Origin of the sequence: Edaphocola flava, from assembly GCF_004118155.1 — a bacterium.
In the GTDB taxonomy this organism is placed as follows: Bacteria; Bacteroidota; Bacteroidia; order Chitinophagales; family Chitinophagaceae; genus Edaphocola; species Edaphocola flava.
In genome coordinates this window covers 183,026-203,462 of the sequence record NZ_SAIQ01000003.1, presented here as the reverse complement: position 1 = coordinate 203,462, position 20,437 = coordinate 183,026, and the positions used below count along the sequence as shown (strand labels likewise).

Annotated in this window: 13 protein-coding genes; 7 read left to right on the top strand and 6 right to left on the bottom strand. The window is 45.8% G+C overall.

Features of this window, described 5'->3' with window-relative positions; translation table 11 throughout:
* Entirely contained in the window at nt 1–1,143 is a 1,143-nt protein-coding gene (locus EMP01_RS10430; protein ID WP_129021461.1) for an NAD(P)/FAD-dependent oxidoreductase, read from the bottom strand.
* On the bottom strand, nt 1,143–4,391 hold the full coding sequence (locus EMP01_RS10425) for a LodA/GoxA family CTQ-dependent oxidase (RefSeq protein WP_161971312.1): 3,249 nt from the start codon (nt 4,389–4,391) through the stop codon (nt 1,143–1,145). Before EMP01_RS10425 ends, EMP01_RS10430 begins: the two co-directional genes overlap by 1 nt.
* Before the next feature lie 231 nt (nt 4,392–4,622).
* On the opposite strand from EMP01_RS10425, the gene EMP01_RS10420 reads away from it, so the two are divergent.
* From EMP01_RS10420 to EMP01_RS10390, 7 genes are all read left to right on the top strand, one after another.
* Nucleotides 4,623–5,063 carry a hypothetical protein gene (locus EMP01_RS10420; RefSeq protein WP_129021460.1) on the top strand — a complete coding sequence of 147 codons (441 nt, stop codon included), beginning with the start codon at nt 4,623–4,625 and terminating at the stop codon, nt 5,061–5,063.
* Between the two features lie 8 nt (nt 5,064–5,071).
* Nucleotides 5,072–5,545: a hypothetical protein gene (locus EMP01_RS10415; protein ID WP_129021459.1), complete on the top strand. Its 474-nt coding sequence runs from the start codon at nt 5,072–5,074 to the stop codon at nt 5,543–5,545.
* Nucleotides 5,546–5,604: 59 nt separating this feature from the next.
* Entirely contained in the window at nt 5,605–5,964 is a 360-nt protein-coding gene (locus EMP01_RS10410) for a DUF2200 domain-containing protein (protein WP_129021458.1), read from the top strand.
* 261 nt (nt 5,965–6,225) lie between these two features.
* Complete coding sequence (locus tag EMP01_RS10405) at nt 6,226–7,386, top strand: pepsin/retropepsin-like aspartic protease family protein (protein WP_129021457.1); 1,161 nt, start codon at nt 6,226–6,228, stop codon at nt 7,384–7,386.
* A 444-nt stretch (nt 7,387–7,830) separates the two neighbouring features.
* The gene (locus EMP01_RS10400) at nt 7,831–11,529 is read left to right on the top strand and encodes a S8 family serine peptidase (RefSeq protein WP_129021456.1); all 3,699 of its coding nucleotides are present in this window, start codon (nt 7,831–7,833) and stop codon (nt 11,527–11,529) included.
* A 534-nt stretch (nt 11,530–12,063) separates the two neighbouring features.
* Nucleotides 12,064–12,429, top strand: a complete 366-nt coding sequence (locus EMP01_RS10395; RefSeq protein ID WP_129021455.1) for a hypothetical protein — start codon at nt 12,064–12,066, stop codon at nt 12,427–12,429.
* Nucleotides 12,430–12,723: 294 nt separating this feature from the next.
* Nucleotides 12,724–14,898, top strand: a complete 2,175-nt coding sequence (locus EMP01_RS10390) for a TonB-dependent receptor (protein WP_129021454.1) — start codon at nt 12,724–12,726, stop codon at nt 14,896–14,898.
* A 421-nt stretch (nt 14,899–15,319) separates the two neighbouring features.
* Here EMP01_RS10390 and EMP01_RS10385 read toward each other — a convergent pair whose 3' ends face one another.
* The 4 genes from EMP01_RS10385 to EMP01_RS10370 all read right to left on the bottom strand — a co-directional run bounded on the left by EMP01_RS10385 (nt 15,320) and on the right by EMP01_RS10370 (nt 20,289).
* Nucleotides 15,320–16,576, bottom strand: a complete 1,257-nt coding sequence (locus EMP01_RS10385; RefSeq protein WP_129021453.1) for a M16 family metallopeptidase — start codon at nt 16,574–16,576, stop codon at nt 15,320–15,322.
* Nucleotides 16,577–16,598: 22 nt separating this feature from the next.
* Nucleotides 16,599–17,714 carry an ABC transporter permease gene (locus tag EMP01_RS10380; RefSeq protein ID WP_129021452.1) on the bottom strand — a complete coding sequence of 372 codons (1,116 nt, stop codon included), beginning with the start codon at nt 17,712–17,714 and terminating at the stop codon, nt 16,599–16,601.
* 7 nt (nt 17,715–17,721) lie between these two features.
* Nucleotides 17,722–18,867 carry an N-acetyl-alpha-D-glucosaminyl L-malate synthase BshA gene (gene bshA / locus EMP01_RS10375; RefSeq protein ID WP_129021451.1) on the bottom strand — a complete coding sequence of 382 codons (1,146 nt, stop codon included), beginning with the start codon at nt 18,865–18,867 and terminating at the stop codon, nt 17,722–17,724.
* A 99-nt stretch (nt 18,868–18,966) separates the two neighbouring features.
* Nucleotides 18,967–20,289, bottom strand: a complete 1,323-nt coding sequence (locus EMP01_RS10370) for a DUF5689 domain-containing protein (protein ID WP_129021450.1) — start codon at nt 20,287–20,289, stop codon at nt 18,967–18,969.
* Between the last annotated feature and the right edge of the window lie 148 nt (nt 20,290–20,437).

Sequence of the window (20,437 nt, the reverse complement as noted above, 5' to 3'; positions counted from 1 at the left end):
TCACCCCCTCCTCCTCCAAAACACCTCTCCCAACCACCTCCGCTCCTGTCGGTAAAAGAGATCCTTGTGCCGCAGGTATTGCTGCCAGATGCTGTTCATCTGTTGGGTATAGGTGGTATTGAACAGGTCCAGATTTTTAAAATTATTGTCCGCCAGTACCTGGGTCTGCTGTATCAGTTCGGTCAGCTGCATGGCTCCTGCCATGGCATTGTACATGCCTTGTGAGGATAAGGGATCGAAGCTCATGGCGGCATCGCCCAGGGCTACCCATTGTGGTCCGGCAAACTGTTCCAGGCAGCTGGAATTGGCGGCTACAGTGCCTCTATAATCAATAGCGCCATCAACACGCTCCAGCAAGGTGCTGATCTGTGGATTGTCCTGTGCCAGGTCCAGGTAACCGCTCGTGCTGCGGAGTGCGGCACGGTCGACCAGGTCGGCATCGGTCTGGAAAGCCAGTACCCGCCTGTTTCCGGGCAAGGCGGAACTATACCACCAGCCATTGGCTGCTGCTGAAATAGTGCTTAGTTTATGGTCTTCCTTATCGGGCAATACGGCCCAGCAGGAAATCAGTTTGTCTTGTATTTGTCGCGCCACATCGGCTTTACGGGCAAAGTGTGATGACCGGCCACTGGCATCGATTACCAGTCTGGCTTCTATATGGTGCACTTCTCTGCCGTTTTCAGCCATATCATCTACAGCAGTAATATGCCAGCGCTGCTGCTCATAGTGTGCGCTATGCAGTTTTGCAGGCCATCTGGCCTGTACACCCCGTTCCAGGGCGGTTTTGCGCAGATATACTTCAAAGGCCTGTCGGTCCAGGTGCCAGCCAAAACCATCGGGATTGCGCAGGTGATCGGCAATCTGCACGCGATCACTACCCCAGTAGGATTGTATGCCCATACTATTAATCGCGGAGACCTGCCCTGCCCCATCCTGTGCCCAGTTGTTGGGTAGTCCCAGTCGCCTGAAGATGCGCCGGGCAGCGGGTGGCAGACATTCACCAACGCGCGCTACGGGCGCCGCCAGCTTATCGATCAGCACAACATTATAGTGCCCGGAGAGGGCGATGGCGGCTGTACAGCCGGCCACGCCCCCTCCGATGATCACTATTTCTGCTTTGTTTTTGTTGTTTATAGTATTCATTAATTGCGGGTATCGGGTACGAAATTGGTGAAACGATCGAGCTCGCGTACACCGGCACCGATTTTCTTCGGCAGCTCCGGTTTCACGGTTGCCGGTTTCGGTTCTTTCGTAGCCAGCAGTTTGAGCAGTTTCTGTACCGCAGGGGTTGATTTGAAATCGGTCTCCAGCATATGCTCGGCCAGTTCCTCCAGCTGATCTTTGGCTGTACTCACCAGGTCTTGCTCATTGAGCAGGTTTTCTGTAGACAGGTGATCCACCACAGTACCCAGCAGTGTTCTCGTAGCAGGGCTTGCTCCTTTGCGGGCAATAATACCTTGCAGTTCGGCCATAGATTCTTCCAGCAATGCCTGATCCTGTGCCGCATTCGGTACAATACCCACCTGCATCTGCGCCGGGAAGTAAGGATTACCCGGCACACCCGGACGTGGCTGTACGATCGCCAGTTTATCAAAGTACTTGATCATAGAATTGATCTGGTTGGTATAATTCGGCGTTTGTCCGTCCAGCGGCAGATCATTGAGCCAGGCGGCACGGTAGGCAAAGGCCAGACGGCGGGTCTCTTCAGACAAGTTAGGGTCCATGGTCTCGTGATAACGGGCCTCGTCCAGGATATTATTCGGTACCCGTGCCGGCCAGAAGGTAGGCACATAAGGATCGTAAGAAGAAGTATATCCATCGCGGCAACTAGCTGTATCGGTCTGCCAAGGAATGGCCATCCAGCGGGTAATACCACCAGCAACCTGTCCGCCCATTAAAGGGCCTTTGGCCAGGGTAAATACATCACTGTTCATCACCGGGCCATAATACCAGGAGTTTACCGGCGGTGTTTTCGGCGCATGTTTGAATCGGAATGGCGCCATATACATACCCGCACTGCGTACGGGCCAGGTCATTTCACAACCCGGGTGGAAGGCATCGGCCAGACAGAAGTCCATAGCCGCTTTGGTGAGCATATCAGGCTGATCGGCCACCGGAAGTTTATCAATAGTCATTGGTTCCGGTACATGCGGACAACCGGTACGGTCGATAAAGTCGGCATCGAAATCGCCTTTTACCCATTGATCCAGGAAGGATAATTGTAAGGGAGATAAGGCTGCATGCTGGCGTACCGAACCCTGTGTAGGGATGCTGATGGCATCGCCATACAACCATGGCCAGAGCTGTGGTGCTTCGGCACCGGATACATCATAACGGCGGAAGTTATTAGAAATCGTACGGCGCATTTCCATATTGGCTGCAGAAGGATCGTTCAGTTTTTTGATCCATTGTGTGGTGGTATATTCAAACTGACCACCCCAGCCAAAGGCTGCGGCAAAACCGGCATTTACCCATTGCAGATCGGTCATGCGCTGGAAGATTGGCAGGATATCTTTGGTGAATGAAGGGCGCGCCGGGCGTGGCATCATACCCGCAGTAATGGCTACATCACGCATCAGGTCCCACATGGTGCGTACCGATTTCTGCATGGGTGCATAATCAGGCGGAGCACAGATTACCCAGGCTGGGTCTACTTTCAGGGCCACACCACCATAGATTACTTCGGCCGTAACCGGACCATCAGAAATATCATCGTACCAGCCTTCATTATTGGCAAAGGTGATGGCAATATCGCCGTCTACATTAGCCGCTACCCCACGTCCGCCCAGCATTACCAGGCGGCCTTTATCATCGGTATGCATTTCACCCAGGTACACCGGAATGCCCTGGAACTCGCCATTAAATTCATGACCACTGTTGATGTTTTTGCCTTTTACCGAACGTGCGCCACCATCAATCAGCAGCGATTTACGGTCAGCCACATTGATATTGCGCAGCATAGAAGCCGGTGCAGTAGCGGCATCCGGGATATCCAGTGCCATCTGGAACTGGTACCAGGATGCTTTCTGATTGGCCAGATGACTATGCCAGGTGATCTCGGCATTGTCGGCTGTCAGTTCTTTCACGGCCTTACCCGCGGCATTGAAGCCATAGATGCGGAATTGTGCCGCCTGGCGCTTCAACGCACCGGTATGATCACGATAGGCATAATCATCGGTTTTCACCTCCGGCTCATCAACCAATGGCCCGATAAAATATTCTCTTTCACTATTACCCACGCGCATTACGCCAATCGGTGGATAAATGCCTGCGGTAACAATACACTTGCTATCCTCATCGGTATTACCCTCAAAATGTGGATTAACAATATTGGGTTCCTGCAATTGCTGCCCATTAGCCTGATGACGTGCCTCCGCACTGGCGGCATATACCGTTTTACGTACATGGGCAATCGAACCTAATGGCTCATGCTCCGCCAATGTGCGCCATATATTAAAGGCAAGGTTGCTGCCGAATTCCGGCTGACCTATCGCACAGATATCCTGTTGCGGCAGGTGCAGTTCTGCAATGGCGATATAAGGACTCTCCTCCACGCTCCATACCTGTTGCGCATCGTTAATCAGCATGTTGTCATTGGTACGCAGCTGGATTTCGAAACGGAAGGTAGCCGGCTTATTGCGCAGGCGTTGCTGCAGGTCCAGGGCCAGGTAATTATTATTATCTACTGGCGCACCACGGTCCGTATCTACCGGTACCAGGCGGTATTTTACAATCTGCGTTTCGCCCAGTTTGAACGGCAGGATAGCCCAGTAGCCGGCACTGAGGCAACTCGCCTCCACCTTGTTCATGGCATTGAGGATCTCCGCCAGTTCAGGGTGCTTGTCTATATAGGCATCGTAATTATGATCGATCACCCCCGCAGTGGTAAAGCTGCACATCTGCTGTGCATCACGGGCAAAAAAGCGGTCTATATTCTGGAAGATGAAATCTGCGGTATCACCCTCGCCCTCCAGTTTTGGCCCTTCAACACCGAACAGCTTTAAACCCAGTCCCAGCGTAGTGTGCAGGTCGGGTGCTGTAGGAGCAGTATCGCTCGAAAAGCGCACAACACATTCGTAGCTATCACCGGCGAAAATACCTTTGCGATAGGCAGGGTCAATATCTTTATTGATGCGGAAATGACCATAGGCAATGCCATGCTGCTTACGGAATACCGCACGTTCAGCCGGCTTCTGACCACTTTCGATGCGGGTCTTCTGCCCCATCTCCACAAACATTTCTTTGAGGCGTTGGGTTACGATGTCCAGGCTGCCTTCGCTGTCCCAGCAAGGCACATCATTGGCCGTAGGCTGCGATAATGGGTCCAGGTTATCCGGTACAGGAGTCTTACCGGTAGTGGTTTTGGAGGATTTTTTGTTGCTTTTGTCCATTAGATGAAATATTTAATCACTTTGTGAAATATTTAGCAAAATACAATCCTCCCCTTTGTGATAAAAGGGTAAAAACACCTGTTTTGAAAGGGGGAATGGGCGGTAAAGGGGAATTATACGCTCCAATTTATTAAACATCAGAAACGCACAAACCCATTTTAATTGATATATTGTAAAAGAAAATATCGCATTGCTTTCGTTAATTTGTGGGCAATTAATTCATAATTAAAAATGTCTTCAAGTAAACAGCAGCCTCATCTTACCATGCAGATCATCTGGAAGGATGAAGATATAATTGAATTGAAAGTATCGGCGGCAAATGGCCTGTTTAGCGGTGCTACTGATGTATATAGTACTCAAAAAGAATTGATTGATTTTGCAAAAAAACTGGTCAACTTTCCTACTGCAAATGATGTGCTCGAATATAAAGCCGGCATAATAGAAGACTATGCATATTGTAATCTGCGGTTTTACTGTATTGATAATGCTGGTCATATCGGCATATCAATTACACTTATGGGAGAAAACTATACAGGATTTGGCATGTATACTGAGGATCAGGTAAAACTGAATTTAGTTGTAGTACCAAGTGATATTGACTACTTCCAAAAACTTCTATACCGTATGGCCGTAGCGCAAGAAGGAACAGTAACATTAAAGGGTAATATCTAAAGCAAATTATGGCAATTTATAAGGAACTTATCGGCACTGAACTATATCTGTATATGAATGGTCAGCTGATCTACAAACGCTGGCTGAACACTGGTGCTTCCAAAATATTTGACATCATAGCTTACGATAAGTATACGCATACCAGTATCAGAGATCTTGTCTACGAAAATCCAAATATTCCATACATAACCATCAAAGCAAAATTGACTTTGTTTAGTACTAAAAATGAAGGAAGGCTAACAGGCATTATCTCAGGGTACAGACCTGATCATGTATTTGAATACAATGATACAGATGCTATACAACAAAGGTTTATCGGTGATATTTGTTTTGATAATGGGCCGGTAGAACCCGGCCAGACAAAAAAAGTATGGGTACGTTTCTTACTCAATCAACCTATAGAACCATACCTGACCATAGGCAGGAAATGGTGGATACTGGAGGATTCTGTCGCAATCGGTATACTTGAATATATTGCATAAATATAGCCTGCAAAATGCATACATTAAGATAATTGTACCTTTGCTAAAACACCATAATCATGCACGAAAAAAATATCGAACGCGTCTATAAAATGTCTTTTGCTGGGGTATACCCGCATTATATTGCCAAAGTGGAGCGTAAAGGCAAAACCAAAGCTGAGCTGGATCAGATCATTTTCTGGCTGACGGGTTATGATGCTAAAGGATTGCAGCAGGTACTGGACCATAAAATCAATATGGAAGCTTTCTTTGCAGAAGCGCCGCAGATGAATCCGAATGCGGTGAAGATCACCGGTATGATCTGTGGTTACCGTGTAGAAGAAATTGAAGAGCCGCTCATACGCAAGGTCCGTTACCTGGATAAGCTGGTCGATGAACTGGCCAAAGGTAAAGCCATGGAGAAGATCTTAAGATCGTAAATAGTGTAACATAATATAAACTACAGGGCCGGATAAATCATCCGGCCCTATTGTTTATACGCCTTGGCACTTCTTCTCTTTGGCATCAATTTGGTAACTGCAAATCAGGCCGGAACGGAAGCTTACTTATCGAAAAAAAAGTGTATGCTTGTTACATTGTGTAATTCAAAAAAATAGAAAAACATAATTGTATCACCACCAGGTGATACGAACATTTATTAACTTTACTTGATCCTATTATTCATTCCTATCTGATTATACATGAAAACATCCATGCTTGCTACCCTCATTTGTTTATCTGCTCCTGCATTTGCACAGGAATCACTACCAGTGATCAGGGCGACATCCGCCAAAGCGGCGATCTATATGCAGGACCGTCCCGGCAGGCGATGGAATATTGAACCAGCTCAAAAACTGGATGTGTTTGAAACACCCAAGATGGCAACACAAGAGCAGATCCGTTTTAAAACAGACAGTGATTCTATTGTCTTTACCCTGAAACCCGGTACCCATAAGGACTTTGTCGTGCTACTGAATGATAAAGATTCCTGCCTGACCCGCATACAAAGCCCTGCCCTCCTGGATTTCAGCCAGCAGTACCCTGCCCTGCATGATACCATTCCGATGTATATCAACGAATACAATACCATGTATATCGCGGCGGTATTGAACGGGACCGATACGCTCTGGCTCAATTTCGACACGGGTTCCAGTGATATTACACTTAAAGAAGAAACCATTGCAAAACTAAAAACGCCTTTGGACCTATACCGCAAGCCTTATGATCTGCGGATCGGTACGCGGCATTATACCAGCCCGGTATTTGACACAAAGCTATCAGGACATGGTACAGAAGGACGTTTCGGCTGGAATCTCTTTGACGGTTATGTGGTGGAACTGAACTACGATAAGGGTATTATGGTGGTGCACGGACAACTGCCCAAAGCAATAGCGGCGGACAAAAAATACACCCGGCTGCCCATGCATTATATAGATAATATATTTCTGGTCCGAAGCAGCCTGCAACAGGGCAAGACAAAGCTGCCTTTCTGGTTTCTCTACGACAGCGGATATCAGCGTACGGCTATGCTGGATAATGATCTGCTGAAAGAGACTCAATTTCCTGCAGCGCAGATGAAGGAACTGAACAGGGTAATAATGAGAGACGGACGGAACAAGGAGATCCCGGTTATTACGGCAAACCTTGAACAGTTGCACCTGGGTAATTATACACTGAAAAAAGTGCCGGTACAGGTACAAACGGCGAATAAGCCTTTGGCAGGACTGAACATTCACATCCTGGGCAATGAGGTACTCAAGCGTTTTAATACCGTTCTGGACTTTCAGCACAATGTAGTGTACATGAAGCCTGGCCGGTATTTCAACGATCCGTATATCGTACAGAAACCGGGTAAGTCTTAAGTCGCTCAAGAAGCAATATTGGTACACATTAAAGCTCTATTTCTTTTGAAATCATGGATGGGCTTACTTTTTACTTAAAGCTGCCTGCCGGAACATGCAGCGGACCCCAATGGTGATGGTATACCGTTTTTGTCGCCTGTGGGCGATTTTTTGGAATAGTTGAAGTACTTTTCTTGTGTGCGAACAAATGTATTTCCTGCCTAATCAGAGTGTTATATAAGCCGAGGCTTATAGCAGCGCAAAAGCGCGCCAACACTATATATGAAAGTCATATAATTAATTTGGACCTTATGATATTTTGTCTTTATTTCGCCCCACAATAAAGGATTTTGCATTTAAATGCAATGTCTTTATTAAGCTGTTTCATGTTTGAGATTTAATTGATGTATAAACAATTTGTTTATGCATTGAAATTTATTTCTAAAATCAATAAAACACCTCAATATGAAACACACTTTACACACCCTGCTCCTTGGAGCAGCGGTTGCAGGTTCTGTGCTGCAGGCCTCCGGGCAGCAGCTATTTACAGACAAAGGAACCCTCCCGCTCCAATCCCGATCCGCTACACAGTTTTCAACTATGCGTACCATAGATTTCGGTACCAAAGAAAAGCATTATGTACTCTTGTCCTTCGATCATATACTATCTGTCGAAGAGCGCAGCCGTATAGAGGCCACAGGTGTGCAGTTGAAAGACTGGTACCCTGGTAATAGCTATATCGCCCAGATCGGCAATCTGTCGCAAAACCTCGATCAGCTACAGACGCTGGCAGGTAAGCGCTTGATTCCCCTGACAGGTGTGAACGATCTGCCCCCTGCCGTAAAGATCAGTACAGAATTAGAACAGCTCCAAGACTTAGACGCAGCGCAGCTTATGATCTCTGTATATGACAAAACAGATATCTCTTCGCTGCAACAATACCTCGAGACAACAGGCCTGAAATATACACGGGAAGCCTATTGTGGTGACAATACCCTTGTGTTGAGCGGCCTCAGTCAGGAACAAGTACAATCTATAGCCCGGCTTTCCTTTGTCGCGTCTGTTGAAATATATGCAGGTGAACCCCAGGAGCAATTGACAGGTGGGATGTTTGCCAACCAGGTATTTGCGGCCAATTATCAATATAATCTTGGTGCAGCCGGTAATGGTGTCTATTTTGGTAATTATGAAACCTTCGGGGAAGACACTGTATACGATTTAAATATGAGGGGACGGCAGCATCCGCAATATTTCGGAACGGCTGTAAATGCACATGGTACAACCATTGCAGCAATTGTAGGTACTGCCAATAATTACGATGAGTTTGATGACCGCGGTTCGGCTCCGGGCATTACCTCCTTGTATGTAGGCTGGTACAATACCGTAGAAGATTATTATCTGAATCATAATATCAAACCTATGGTGAGTAATCACTCTGTAGGTTGGTTTTCTGGTAGCCAATCACTTATTACCTATGACAATGCTGCCCGCGATTTAGATAGGATAACCCGCAGCCTGGGCGGCTATCTGCATACCTATGCTGCCGGGAATGTCGGTGGCTCAGGGCCTTATCACGGTTATCCTGCAGGCTGGGCCAATATGTGTGGTGGCATTCTGATGAATAAAAACAATTTTACGGTACACTCTTCCGCAAAGCCGGGTGAGCATTGCGATTGGACCAGTAAAGGCCCGACAGGAGACGGCCGTCTGAAGCCGGATATATGCGCAGAAGGCATGAATGGCAGCTCGTTTGCAGCTCCCGGTATAGCGGGGTTTGCAGCCATATTGTATGAAGTGTATAATACAACATACGGCACAACCGTGCCGCGCAGCGATGTGGTTAAAGCCGTAATGCTGAATACGGCCTACGATATAGATAAGAAAGGGATAGACTTTAAAACCGGCTTTGGTACCATGAATCCTTTACGGGCAAAAAGAGCTATAGAGCAACAGCACCTGATGACGGGCTCCATGCCACAAGGATCTGGTGGTGCTGCTCAATATACGATTGCCGTACCGGCAGGCACCAGCGAGGCCAAGTTTATGCTGTACTGGCACGATTACCAGGGCGCTGTAGGCGCGGTAAAAGCATTGGTCAATGACCTGGATGTTTTTGTGATCAGTCCTGTGGGTGATACCCTGCGCCCCTGGGTACTGAACCCGACCCCTGCTACCGTTTACGATTTGCCACAAAGGAAAATAGATACCCTGAATAATGTAGAACAGGTAACTATTGATAATCCGCTTGCGGGTAATTATACGGTTTATGTTAAGGGTAAGTCAGTGCCTCAGGGACCTCAGCCTTATGCACTGACCTACGATATGGTTCCGTACCAGATCGAGATTACCAGTCCGGTTGCAGCGTACCGTATGCCTAAGGGTAATGGACTCATGATGACCTGGAATATCAGTAACCAGCAGGCTGGTACAGCCGATAGCCTGGAGGTGTACCTGCAGCGCAGCAGTGCCGAGTCATTTACCCAACTTGCCACTCTGGATTATAATAAACGATATTACGAGTATGCCGTACCTGCCTCTTTCCCGAATAGTGCCACAGCGCGTATCGTTGTCAAACAGCGCAATACCGGTCTGGTAGATACCAGTGATTATTTTCATGTAATGGTTACACCAACTAATCTCTCTCTGACCCGCATCTGTACCGATACCATAGGCCTGCGCTGGGATACGGTGGCCGCTAATGCAGGAGGTAAATATATTATCTACAGGCTTGGAAATAAATATATGGAACCGGTAGATAGTGTACAGCATCCGGCAAATAAAGCATTACTGTCTGCCGCTACTATTTTGGGAGCAGGACAGCAATGGAATGGAACACAGTATTTTGCTGTGGCAGCAAGGCATAGCAGCGGTGCACTTAGTGTACGCACCTTACCGATCAGTACTACACCTACCGATCCGATCAACAGTGGCAGTACCCCAGCGGTATCTACCCTCTGTTATGAAGATACAGTGAAATGGGGCATTGGTAATTTACAATACGATAGTGTACGTTGGTATAATGCCGCCAACAATGCCCAGGTATCAACGGCAGTACAGTTGTCGCGGACGTTTGCAGATACCGGTAACTTTTATTTCCGCACTTTCCTGAATGGATGTATCTATACCAGCCCTACCTATACCATAAAGCGCGGAGAGGCCAATATTGCGGACACGGCACTTTGGGGTAACTTTAAATGGCTTGTTTCTGCCTATAGCGGAGGAAATACAAGTAGTAATCCATTCTATGGGGCGAATCCCAAATATTATGGACAGTTCAGTACCGACAGCCTGGGCTTTAACAGTAATGACTATTATGCCTGGTACGGCACTGGGCCACATAATGCGCCCGGTTACCATGGCTGTGCATTTTCAACCGCATCTGCTGTTACAACAGTATATAAGCGAAAAGGATTTACGCGAGGCATCTACCAGATCAACCTCTTGAGGGCAGCCGGCAAATTGAAAATAACTATTAATAATGGCACAACTACGCAGTATGTAAGTCCTAATAATGCATTTACCATAAATAATATCTGGACTGGTATCCTGGATACTAATAGCACGATCAGAGTAGAGGCCTATGCCGAACATAATAATATTCAGATTGTACTTTTGCCCATCCCTTTACCTGCAAGCCTGAATCATTTTGATGCAAAAGCCATTTCTAATAATCGTGTTCAGCTTGATTTTATCATGAATTCAACTGCTCCGGATATTACATTGTATGCCAGCCAGGGAACGGATGCACGGCATTTTGATCGCACAGTCTCTTCTGTAAAATTATCTGAGGGTACAAATACATATCAGATCATAGATGATTATCCTTCAAATGGTATGAATTATTACCGTTTGTACTGGAAGAATAATGAAGGGGATATTAAATACAGCCCTGTACTGAATGTGAAGATTAAAGAAGACGCAGAAGGAATCAGCGTTTTCCCTACAATAACGAAAGATGGCCAGGTTACTATTCAACTGCATAGCGGTTGGGAAGAGACAGAATGTAAGGTGCTGAATATATTAGGACAGCAGGTAGCGGCAGTAATTACCGGAACGAAAGAGCGTAAAGAAATTTCTTTGAAATCTTTACCACCGGGAACTTACTTGCTAACCTTCAAAGATCATGAACGTCAGCTCGTATACAAAGTTGTTTATCAACCTTAACATAAGCGTATGGTATAAAAAGATGAGGAGTCAAAGTAGAAACTTTGACTCCTTTTTCATTTACTCCTCTGATAACTTATGGTTAGCCGCCATAAAATATTTTGTTACTATCACACAGCTCTGTTTTGATCTGTAAAGAAGAATAGTTTATACTTCAATGAAACACACTCTTATATAAATCTGTAAAGTTTATTTAACCGCTTACACATTAGTATATGCCAAAGCCGTGCCACAATTTATTATTATTGAAAATCATTAATTTATGAAGTGTAAAACTGTTTATGTGTTCCGTTTTCGGGAATCCTGGTCTTTGCTTTGGAAAATGATCCATATGTAAAAAACTAATGGAGTATCCGGTCCGGTTTTAGGAAACCAGTATAGTTCCCTACTGGCGTATTCTTGTTACCTGTTCCTGTTAAGGTAATTTTATTTCTTTTGTAAGCAAACGTTAATCCTGCTCCATTTTGCTGATTAGCAAACAAAAAGCAATAATTTTAATAAAAATTCATTATCCACCTTTCAAAAATGAGTACTATGAACGTAAAACCAAAACACATCGCTACCTTCCTCTTAGGTGTAGCAGCAGGTGCTGCGGCATTGAAGTATGCGACCATGAGTGAAGAAGATAAAGAAAAGCTGACCGATAATCTGAAGAATAAGGCAAACAAGATTAAAGATGATGCAGAGACTTCTTTTGATAAGGCCAAAGAGTATTTTGCAGAGCTGAGTACCAAAGGTACCGATGCGCTGAAGGAATACTGGGCCGAGGCAGAGACCTATATCAAGGATCTGATCAATAAAAAAGAGAAAGCCGCTGATATTGCTGCTGATGCCGTTAAGGACATGAAAAATACTGCTAAAAATGCCGGAAATGATATTAAGGGTGCTATGCAGTCTTAATATCAGATAATGGTTTTGTAGAAAAGGATAGCCTGGCTATCCTTTTTTTATTGCCCTGTTTTCTTGCAGAACAGGATATTTGTGATTAGCTTTGCAGCGCAAGATCCTTCGGGATCGACCACGGGGTGCCTTACTATCAGGCTGAGATCATACTCGTAGAACCTGGACCAGGTAATGCTGGTTAGGAATGGGAAGTACTAAAGTTTTCGCTGACATACTTACTCATTACACAGGACAGGATACTGTACCGTGCCCCCGTATGCATACGTCAATAATTGTAATTGTGTAATAGATATGAAGAAACAAGCCTCAATTCTTGTGGCAGGCCTGGCCTGCACTACTGCTGTACAGGCACAGCAGGACACTACCCGTAACCGGGAGCTGACTCCTGTAGAGGTAATTGCCCTGAGGGCCAGTACCAAAGCACCATTTGCCGCCACTACCCTCAACCGCCAGGACATTGCCAAAGGTAATGATGGCCGTGATGTAATCAATCTCCTGGACCAGACACCTTCTGTACTGATCAATTCCGATGCCGGTAACGGGCTTGGTTATACCGATATACGGGTGCGTGGTACGGATGGGCAAAGAATCAATTTTACCATTAACGGTATACCGGTGAACGATGCGGAATCGCAGGGTTCGTTTATGGTGAATATACCTGATCTCATTTCCTCTGCCGGAAGTATACAGATACAGCGCGGTGTGGGCTCCAGTACTAATGGTAGCGGTGCTTTCGGTGGTACGGTTAATATCAGTAATATGGATCAGCAGAATCTGGCATCGGCCCGCGCGATCAATACGGTAGGCTCATTCAATACTTTAAGACATACACTGATGGCCGGAAGCGGTCGCCTTAAAGGTGGCTTTAATATAGATGTGCGCCTGTCCAAACTCTCCAGCGATGGTTATGTCGACCGCAGTGCATCTGATCTGAAATCGGCACAGTTACTGGCCGGATGGACCAGTCGCAATGAGCGTACCAATATTAAGTTCAATCTCTTTACCGGTAAGGAAAAGACCGGTCAGTCCTGGAATGGTGTACCACAGGATTCTTTATCAACCAATCGTACATATAATGAGCTGGGCCTGAAGGATGACGGTACATATTACAACAACCAGACCGATAATTACCAGCAGGATTTCTATCAGTTATTCTTCAACCATAAGTTCAATAATTCCCTGAAACTGAATGCTGGTCTGTACCTGACCCGCGGCCGAGGATATTACAATGAGTATCGTATGGGAGAAAGCTATAGTACTTATGGCTTACCAGACAGGATTGTGGGTTCCGATACACTGACCGAAACATCCCTGACCCGCCAGTTATGGCTGGACAACTACAACTATGGTGCGGTGGCTTCCCTGATGTATACCAGGGGCAGAACGCAGCTGGTACTGGGTGGTGCTTTATCGCAATATGATGCCAGGCACTATGGTTATGTAACCTGGGCAAAGGAAGGTGGTGTACCGGCCGATTACCGCTGGTATAATCTTACCGCACATAAAACAGATGCTAATATCTATGGCAAGCTGGAACAGCAGCTGGCTGCTCATCTGTACGGATATGCTGACCTGCAGCTGAGATCGGTGCAATACAAGATCAATGGCTTCCGCAAAAACCCGGGTGTATCTACCGACGAGCAATACCTGTTCTTTAACCCGAAGTTTGGTCTGAGCTATATCAAGGGTGCACATAAAGTATTTGGTTCTTATGCGATGGCTAATAAAGAGCCTAATCGTGATGATTTTGAAGCTGGTGTAAACCAGATTCCTAAGCCGGAGCAGCTGAATGATATTGAACTGGGCTACCAGTACAACAATGGCCGTACCAGCCTGGGTGCACAGCTGTATTATATGCTGTATAAAGACCAACTGGTGGCTACCGGTAAGATCAATGATGTAGGCGCTTATACCCGCAGCAATGTAGGTCAGAGCTATCGCCGTGGTCTGGAGCTGTTCGGTTCTTCGCAAGTAGCTCCGTGGCTGAACGTACAGGCTAACCTGACTTTGTCTCAGAACAAGATCAAATCATTTACCGAATATATTGATGACTATGATAACGGCGGGCAACTGGAAGTGCAGCACAGCAATACAGACATTGCCCTGTCGCCTAATACCATAGCGGGTGCTACCCTATCCTTCTGTCCGTTTGAGATGGATATAGATCAGAACTTCACCATAGACCTGATCGGTAAGTATGTAGGCCGTCAGTACCTAGATAATACATCTAATACTGCACGCAGCATTGACCCTTACGCACTGGCTAATGTACGCCTGAACTATTCGATCTGCAACCGCTGGGTCAAAGAAGCAGGCATCAGCCTTTCTGTAAATAATATCCTGGACAAGAAATATGAATCTAAGGGTTATACCTTCAGCTACCTGTATGGTGGTATGCAAACATTTAATTACTACTTCCCTCAGGCAGGCCGTAATTACTTGCTGACCCTGACTTTAGGATTCTAGTTGAAACGTATTACATGTCGGTCGGTCGCAAACCAGAACGCTGCGCTCAGACTGTGGTTTGCAACTAATCGACCGAGCCAATGATTTTATTAACGCCGGATTTATAAGGCCGTTATTAAGCGATCCGTACGGTACGGATCGCTTATTGTTTTCATCACAGCGATAGCCATTTTGGAGTGGAGCTGCGATCGTTGAGCACCGAACGGATCACACGTTAAGCTCAGACGATCAATGCACGCAACGGTACAAAATGGCGGTGCTATGCAATCGCCTTGATGAAAACAAAGGCATTTTTGGTCCTTTTGTTGCCGGACAAAAGGACGGACAAGATAGGTTACTACATGCGGATGGCCCTAATATATAAACAGACAAGGCTCCGGAATTTCCGGAGCCTTGTCTGTTTATATATTAATTATGATTACTATTCTGCAACCGGTGCATTGGATTGTTTCAGGTAGTGCAATGTATTACTATTGCCCGGTCTGAAAATTTCTCTGGCTACTTCTTTTACCTCAGCAGCAGTTACCAGTGCATACTTCGTCATTTCGGTGTTCATCATATCGGCATCGCCCAGCAGTTCATAAAACGCCAGGTTATTGGCACGGGCCAGCAGGTTCATATCTTCGAAAGCAACCATAGATTCCAGTCTGTTGATGGATTTATGCAGTTCTTCTTCCGTAATACCTTTGTCCTGTAATGTTTTCAGGGCAGCATCCACAGCCGCTTCTGCATCTTCAATAGCCACACCCTCTACCAGCTTACCTTCTACCACGATAATACCCGGATCTATACTGCCGGTATGATAACAGCTGATGTTGCTGAACAGGCGTTGTTCCTTAACCAGCTCCTGGTACATACGGGACGATTGTCCGCTGCCCATCACTTCTGTAATAATATCTGCCGCATGGTATTGATTGTCTAAACGGTTACCGATATGCCAGGTTTTGTACAGTGCATTCAGGGGTACGTCTGCCGTAATGGTTTTTCTGCGATCTTCGGTTTGTACTGGTTCTGCAGGCAATTGACGGGTATATTTCTCTCCTGAAGGGATATTGCCAAACCACTTTTCTACCAGTACTTTTATGGCTTCGGTCTCTACATCTCCCGCTACACACAAGATCGCATTTAAAGGATTGTAATGCTTTTTGAAGAAAGCCTTTACATCTTCCAGCTGTGCCTCTTCTATATGGCTGAGTTCCTTACCGATGGTCATCCATTTATAAGGATGGGTAGTATAGGTCAGCTCACGTACATGCTTCCAGGCATCACCATAAGGCTTGTTGATATAGTGTTCTTTAAACTCTTCGCACACCACCTTACGCTGCACTTCCAGGCTCTTTTCACTAAACGCCAGGGAAAGCATACGATCACTCTCCAGCCACAAAGCCGTTTCGATATTCTCTTTGGGTAATTGAATGTAGTAATTGGTGAAGTCGTTTGTCGTATAGGCATTATTCTCCCCACCGGCCATCTGCAATGGCTCATCATATTCAGGAATGTTGACAGAACCGCCAAACATCAGGTGTTCAAATAAGTGTGCAAATCCTGTTCTGTGCTCCTCTTCATCACGTGCGCCCACATCATACAGTACATTTACGGCCACCATAGGGGTGGTTTCGTCTTTATGCACGATCACGCGAAGACCGTTGGCTAAAGTAAATTTATCGAATTGAATCATAATTGTTTTTTTGAAATTAGTGTTACTCCCACTTAAAGAGCTTGGCTGCAAGGCCATACCCGATCACGCCCCAGATCAGCAGCACCAGGATCTCCCACTTCACCTGCCAGAGGCTGGCCCCGTCAAAAGCGATGGCCCGCAGTGCATTGTTGTAATAAGTTAGCGGCATCAGTTTCGCAAAGAACTGCAGCCATTTGGGTAAAGCATCTATAGAGAAGAATGTACCTGCCAGTAAGAACTGCGGCAGGGTAAAGATATTGGCTAATGGTGGAATAGTCGCATCGCTTTTGGCAATACCGCTGATCACAAATCCAAAGCTCATGAATACCAGCAGGGCAATAGCCGAAACCACCAGCATCGAAAATACGGTACTTGCCCCGTTGACCAGGGTGTAATCAAAGAAATATTTACCGATCAGGATGATGAGTAATGCACCCAATAACTGGAAGATCAGCCGCGCTACCCCTTCGCTCAGCAGCATATTACTGCGTCGGATAGGTGTGGCGAAGAAGCGCTTCAGTACCAGCATCTGGCGTAAATGGAAAAATACGAATGCTGTGCCGAATACACTGGCTGCCAGTAAAGAGAAGCCCAATTGTCCGGGCAATATAAAGTCTATAGTTTTGAACTGGCGGGACTGGATAATGGTTTTGTTTACCGCAACAATTTCCGCCGAACGATGGTGCAGTAAGGAGTCTTCATCCAGCATCGATTGATTAATAATGGCCTGCAGCTGTTCTGCATTGGCCATCTTCGCTACATTGGAATGAATATCTACGATATACCTGCCGTTTTGCTTTGTGTCTTTGCGGATATTTAATACCGTAGCCAGCGCGCCTTTTTGTAATTGTGCATTCAGCTCGGCAGTGTCTTTGATGTCCCGGTTGAATTTTACAATCGGGTTATGACTCAGCTCCCTGTATATAGGATTTAAAGTATCACTATTGGGGTCCAGCGCCACGCTGATGCTGTTCCTGCTGCCTCCCATGAATCCGAATACCAGGATAAAGACCAGTGGGAATGCCAGGCTGAATACCACCGATGAGGGGCTCTTCAGCATTGACTTAATAGAGGCTTTGGTTAAAGCCAGGAATGCCCGGAACTGGCTGTATGGTTTTGGTGCTGGAGGTACACTCATGAAAAAATTACTTGCTTTTTTTGTATTCGTCGATCACACGGTTGTATAAGGCTTCATATTGAGGAACTACTTTGTCAATGGTGAAGCTGTGAGCACGATTATACGCATTTTCTTTCATTTTGCTCAGTAAATCTTCATTGCCCAGCAATTTAATGCCCCAGTCTGCCATATCATCTACATCACCAACATCGCTCAGGTACCCTGTTTCGCCATGAGTATTGATCTCTGGCAAGCCGCCTGCATTGCTGGAAATAACCGGTATACCACAGGCCATAGCTTCCAGTGCGGCAAGCCCGAAACTCTCGTACGCTGATGGCAGCAGGAAGAGGTCCGTTACACTGAATATCTCTTCGACCTGCTCCTGTTTACCCAGGAAGCGAACGTCTGTCTGCAGGTTACAGAACTGTTTTACCAGTTCCTCTGCCTCGATACGCTCCGGTCCGTCACCGATCATCAGTAATTTACTGGGTACCTCTTTACGGATTTTTTCAAAGATCTTGATCACATCATCTACCCTTTTTACCTTACGGAAGTTAGAGACATGGGCAATGATCTTCTCTCCGTTCGGAGCAATCATTTTTTTGAAATGAGATTTATCTTTTCGCTGGAAGCGGTCCACATCAACGAAGTTGTAGATCACATCAATCTCCTTCTCAATATCGAAGTAAGCCAGTGTTTCTTCTTTCAGGTTGTTAGATACAGCTGTAATCGCAGAAGACTGGTTCATGGAGAAGGTTACTACAGGCGCATAGGTCTTGTCGCGGCCTACGAGGGTAATGTCTGTACCATGCAGTGTGGTGATGTACGGTAAACCTTTACCACCTTTCTTCAGGATCTGCTGGGCAAAGTATGCTGCAGAGGCATGTGGAATGGCATAGTGTACATGCAGTACATCCAGGTCATAGTTATTTACTACACTTACCAGGGTGCTCACCAGTGCTGTCTCATACGGCGGAAAGTCAAACAACGGGTACACCGGTACGCTGACTTCGTGGAAAAAGATATTCGGTCTGAAACTATTGATCAGCCTAACCGGCTGCTGATAAGTAATAAAGTGTACATCGTGGCCTTTGTCGGCCAATGCTATACCCAATTCTGTCGCCAACACACCACTCCCTCCAAACGTAGGATAGCACACAATACCTATTTTCATAAAGAAAGATAAAAGATAACAATATTGTTTTGCCCCGCAAAGATATAAAAAAAGGTTGCTCATATAAAGCAACCTTTATCACAATAATTTATAGGAACATTAGTTTCCTAATACTTTGATATCATCAACCTCAAAAGTACCTGTTGCCCCGCTGGAACTACCGGTATATTTAAAGCCGATATATACCTGCTGACCTGCAAAAGATGCTGGAATGCTCACATTGATATCTTTCCATGCCCAGTTGGCCTGTCCGGATACGGTAATCGCATCCAGCTCTGTCCATGAAGAAGCAGCCGGGTTACCATTATAACTTGTCGTTACATATGCTTTAAGTGTTGCCGCATCAGGGAAACCATAAGTAGATCTCAGGGATAAAGCATACGTGCTGTACCCGCTTAAATTTACAGCAGGGGTGATCAGCCATGACTTTACATCAGACTGTCCCGATTGGTACGCTGTAATCTTAGCGTAAGGATTAGAACCGCCATATACATATTGCATAGTTCCCGCTTCAGCTACATTAGACCAGCCGGTTAAGCTTACGATCGCATTGGCCGCGCCACCGGTAAAGTCTTCACTGAATAAGGTTACCCCATTAGCCGATCCGCATCTCGCACCAGAGAAGCGTACGTCAGTTGTATCTCTGATGAATAACTGCGGTGTGCTGCGGCTACCGGAAACGAATTTGGTATACAGACCCACAATTACACCACTACCTGTCGGAGTCGTCACTGGTTGAAAACGGGAGTAGTTACTTGTTCTTAATACAATACCGGTACCAGAAGCACCACAACCTTCCAGGTCTCTATTGGTTGTTCCGCTTGGTGCAGCATAAGGCTGACCAGGATTGGTAAACTGTGTATTTCTGATGGCTACAAGCGTATTCAGACGGGCACCGTTTGCTTCAGCATTAGCCAGCTCATCATAAGAGAAGGTATCGACCTTGATCGGGTTCGGATAATTAGCCTTTACGATAAAGTTATCGGCCATTGCAAATGGAATAGCTACTATAGATTGTCTTTCATCCAGACCATAACCCAGTTGAATCATACCGCCATAAGTACCCATGGTAAGGCCCTTACATTTAATATATACTTTACGGCCTACAGGATAGTCATTGTAGATATTATTCTGATCCAGGTTGATTTCCAGTCCGCCGGTTTCATCCTGAATAACGAATTTTTTATAATAGTTACCACTGCGGTCATCCATAACAACAATACCAGATACCACAACATCTTCCGTAATAGCAGTACCAATCGGCATGGCTAATACTTGTGCAATAGTATGGGTAACAGGAATCTTAGGATCATTTCCTGTATTGTCGATAGGTTCGTCATGTCCTTTTTTAACGCAGGCGTTAAAGGTTAATGTGGATGCAGCGAGCGTACCACAGAGCAACAGTAGAGATAATTTTTTCATATTATAATTGAACTGAATCGCAAAATTAGACCAATATTTAAATTATGATTCACTTGAGCAGGGAAACAACAATTTATTAATATACAGGCACTTATATCCTTAACGATAAGATAATATGCTTACTGTTGCCGATGTATGTATGATGTAA

What these genes read in the sequence shown, in the direction of transcription:
- bshA (WP_129021451.1), bottom strand. Translation starts at nt 18,867, where the DNA reads ATGAAAATAGGTATTGTGTGCTATCCTACGTTTGGAGGGAGTGGTGTG.
- EMP01_RS10370 (WP_129021450.1), bottom strand. Translation starts at nt 20,289, where the DNA reads ATGAAAAAATTATCTCTACTGTTGCTCTGTGGTACGCTCGCTGCATCC.
- EMP01_RS10385 (WP_129021453.1), bottom strand. Translation starts at nt 16,576, where the DNA reads ATGATTCAATTCGATAAATTTACTTTAGCCAACGGTCTTCGCGTGATC.
- EMP01_RS10415 (WP_129021459.1), top strand. Translation starts at nt 5,072, where the DNA reads ATGGCAATTTATAAGGAACTTATCGGCACTGAACTATATCTGTATATG.
- EMP01_RS10430 (WP_129021461.1), bottom strand. Translation starts at nt 1,143, where the DNA reads ATGAATACTATAAACAACAAAAACAAAGCAGAAATAGTGATCATCGGA.
- EMP01_RS10380 (WP_129021452.1), bottom strand. Translation starts at nt 17,714, where the DNA reads ATGAGTGTACCTCCAGCACCAAAACCATACAGCCAGTTCCGGGCATTC.
- EMP01_RS10405 (WP_129021457.1), top strand. Translation starts at nt 6,226, where the DNA reads ATGAAAACATCCATGCTTGCTACCCTCATTTGTTTATCTGCTCCTGCA.
- EMP01_RS10410 (WP_129021458.1), top strand. Translation starts at nt 5,605, where the DNA reads ATGCACGAAAAAAATATCGAACGCGTCTATAAAATGTCTTTTGCTGGG.
- EMP01_RS10420 (WP_129021460.1), top strand. Translation starts at nt 4,623, where the DNA reads ATGTCTTCAAGTAAACAGCAGCCTCATCTTACCATGCAGATCATCTGG.
- EMP01_RS10395 (WP_129021455.1), top strand. Translation starts at nt 12,064, where the DNA reads ATGAACGTAAAACCAAAACACATCGCTACCTTCCTCTTAGGTGTAGCA.
- EMP01_RS10390 (WP_129021454.1), top strand. Translation starts at nt 12,724, where the DNA reads ATGAAGAAACAAGCCTCAATTCTTGTGGCAGGCCTGGCCTGCACTACT.
- EMP01_RS10425 (WP_161971312.1), bottom strand. Translation starts at nt 4,391, where the DNA reads ATGGACAAAAGCAACAAAAAATCCTCCAAAACCACTACCGGTAAGACT.
- EMP01_RS10400 (WP_129021456.1), top strand. Translation starts at nt 7,831, where the DNA reads ATGAAACACACTTTACACACCCTGCTCCTTGGAGCAGCGGTTGCAGGT.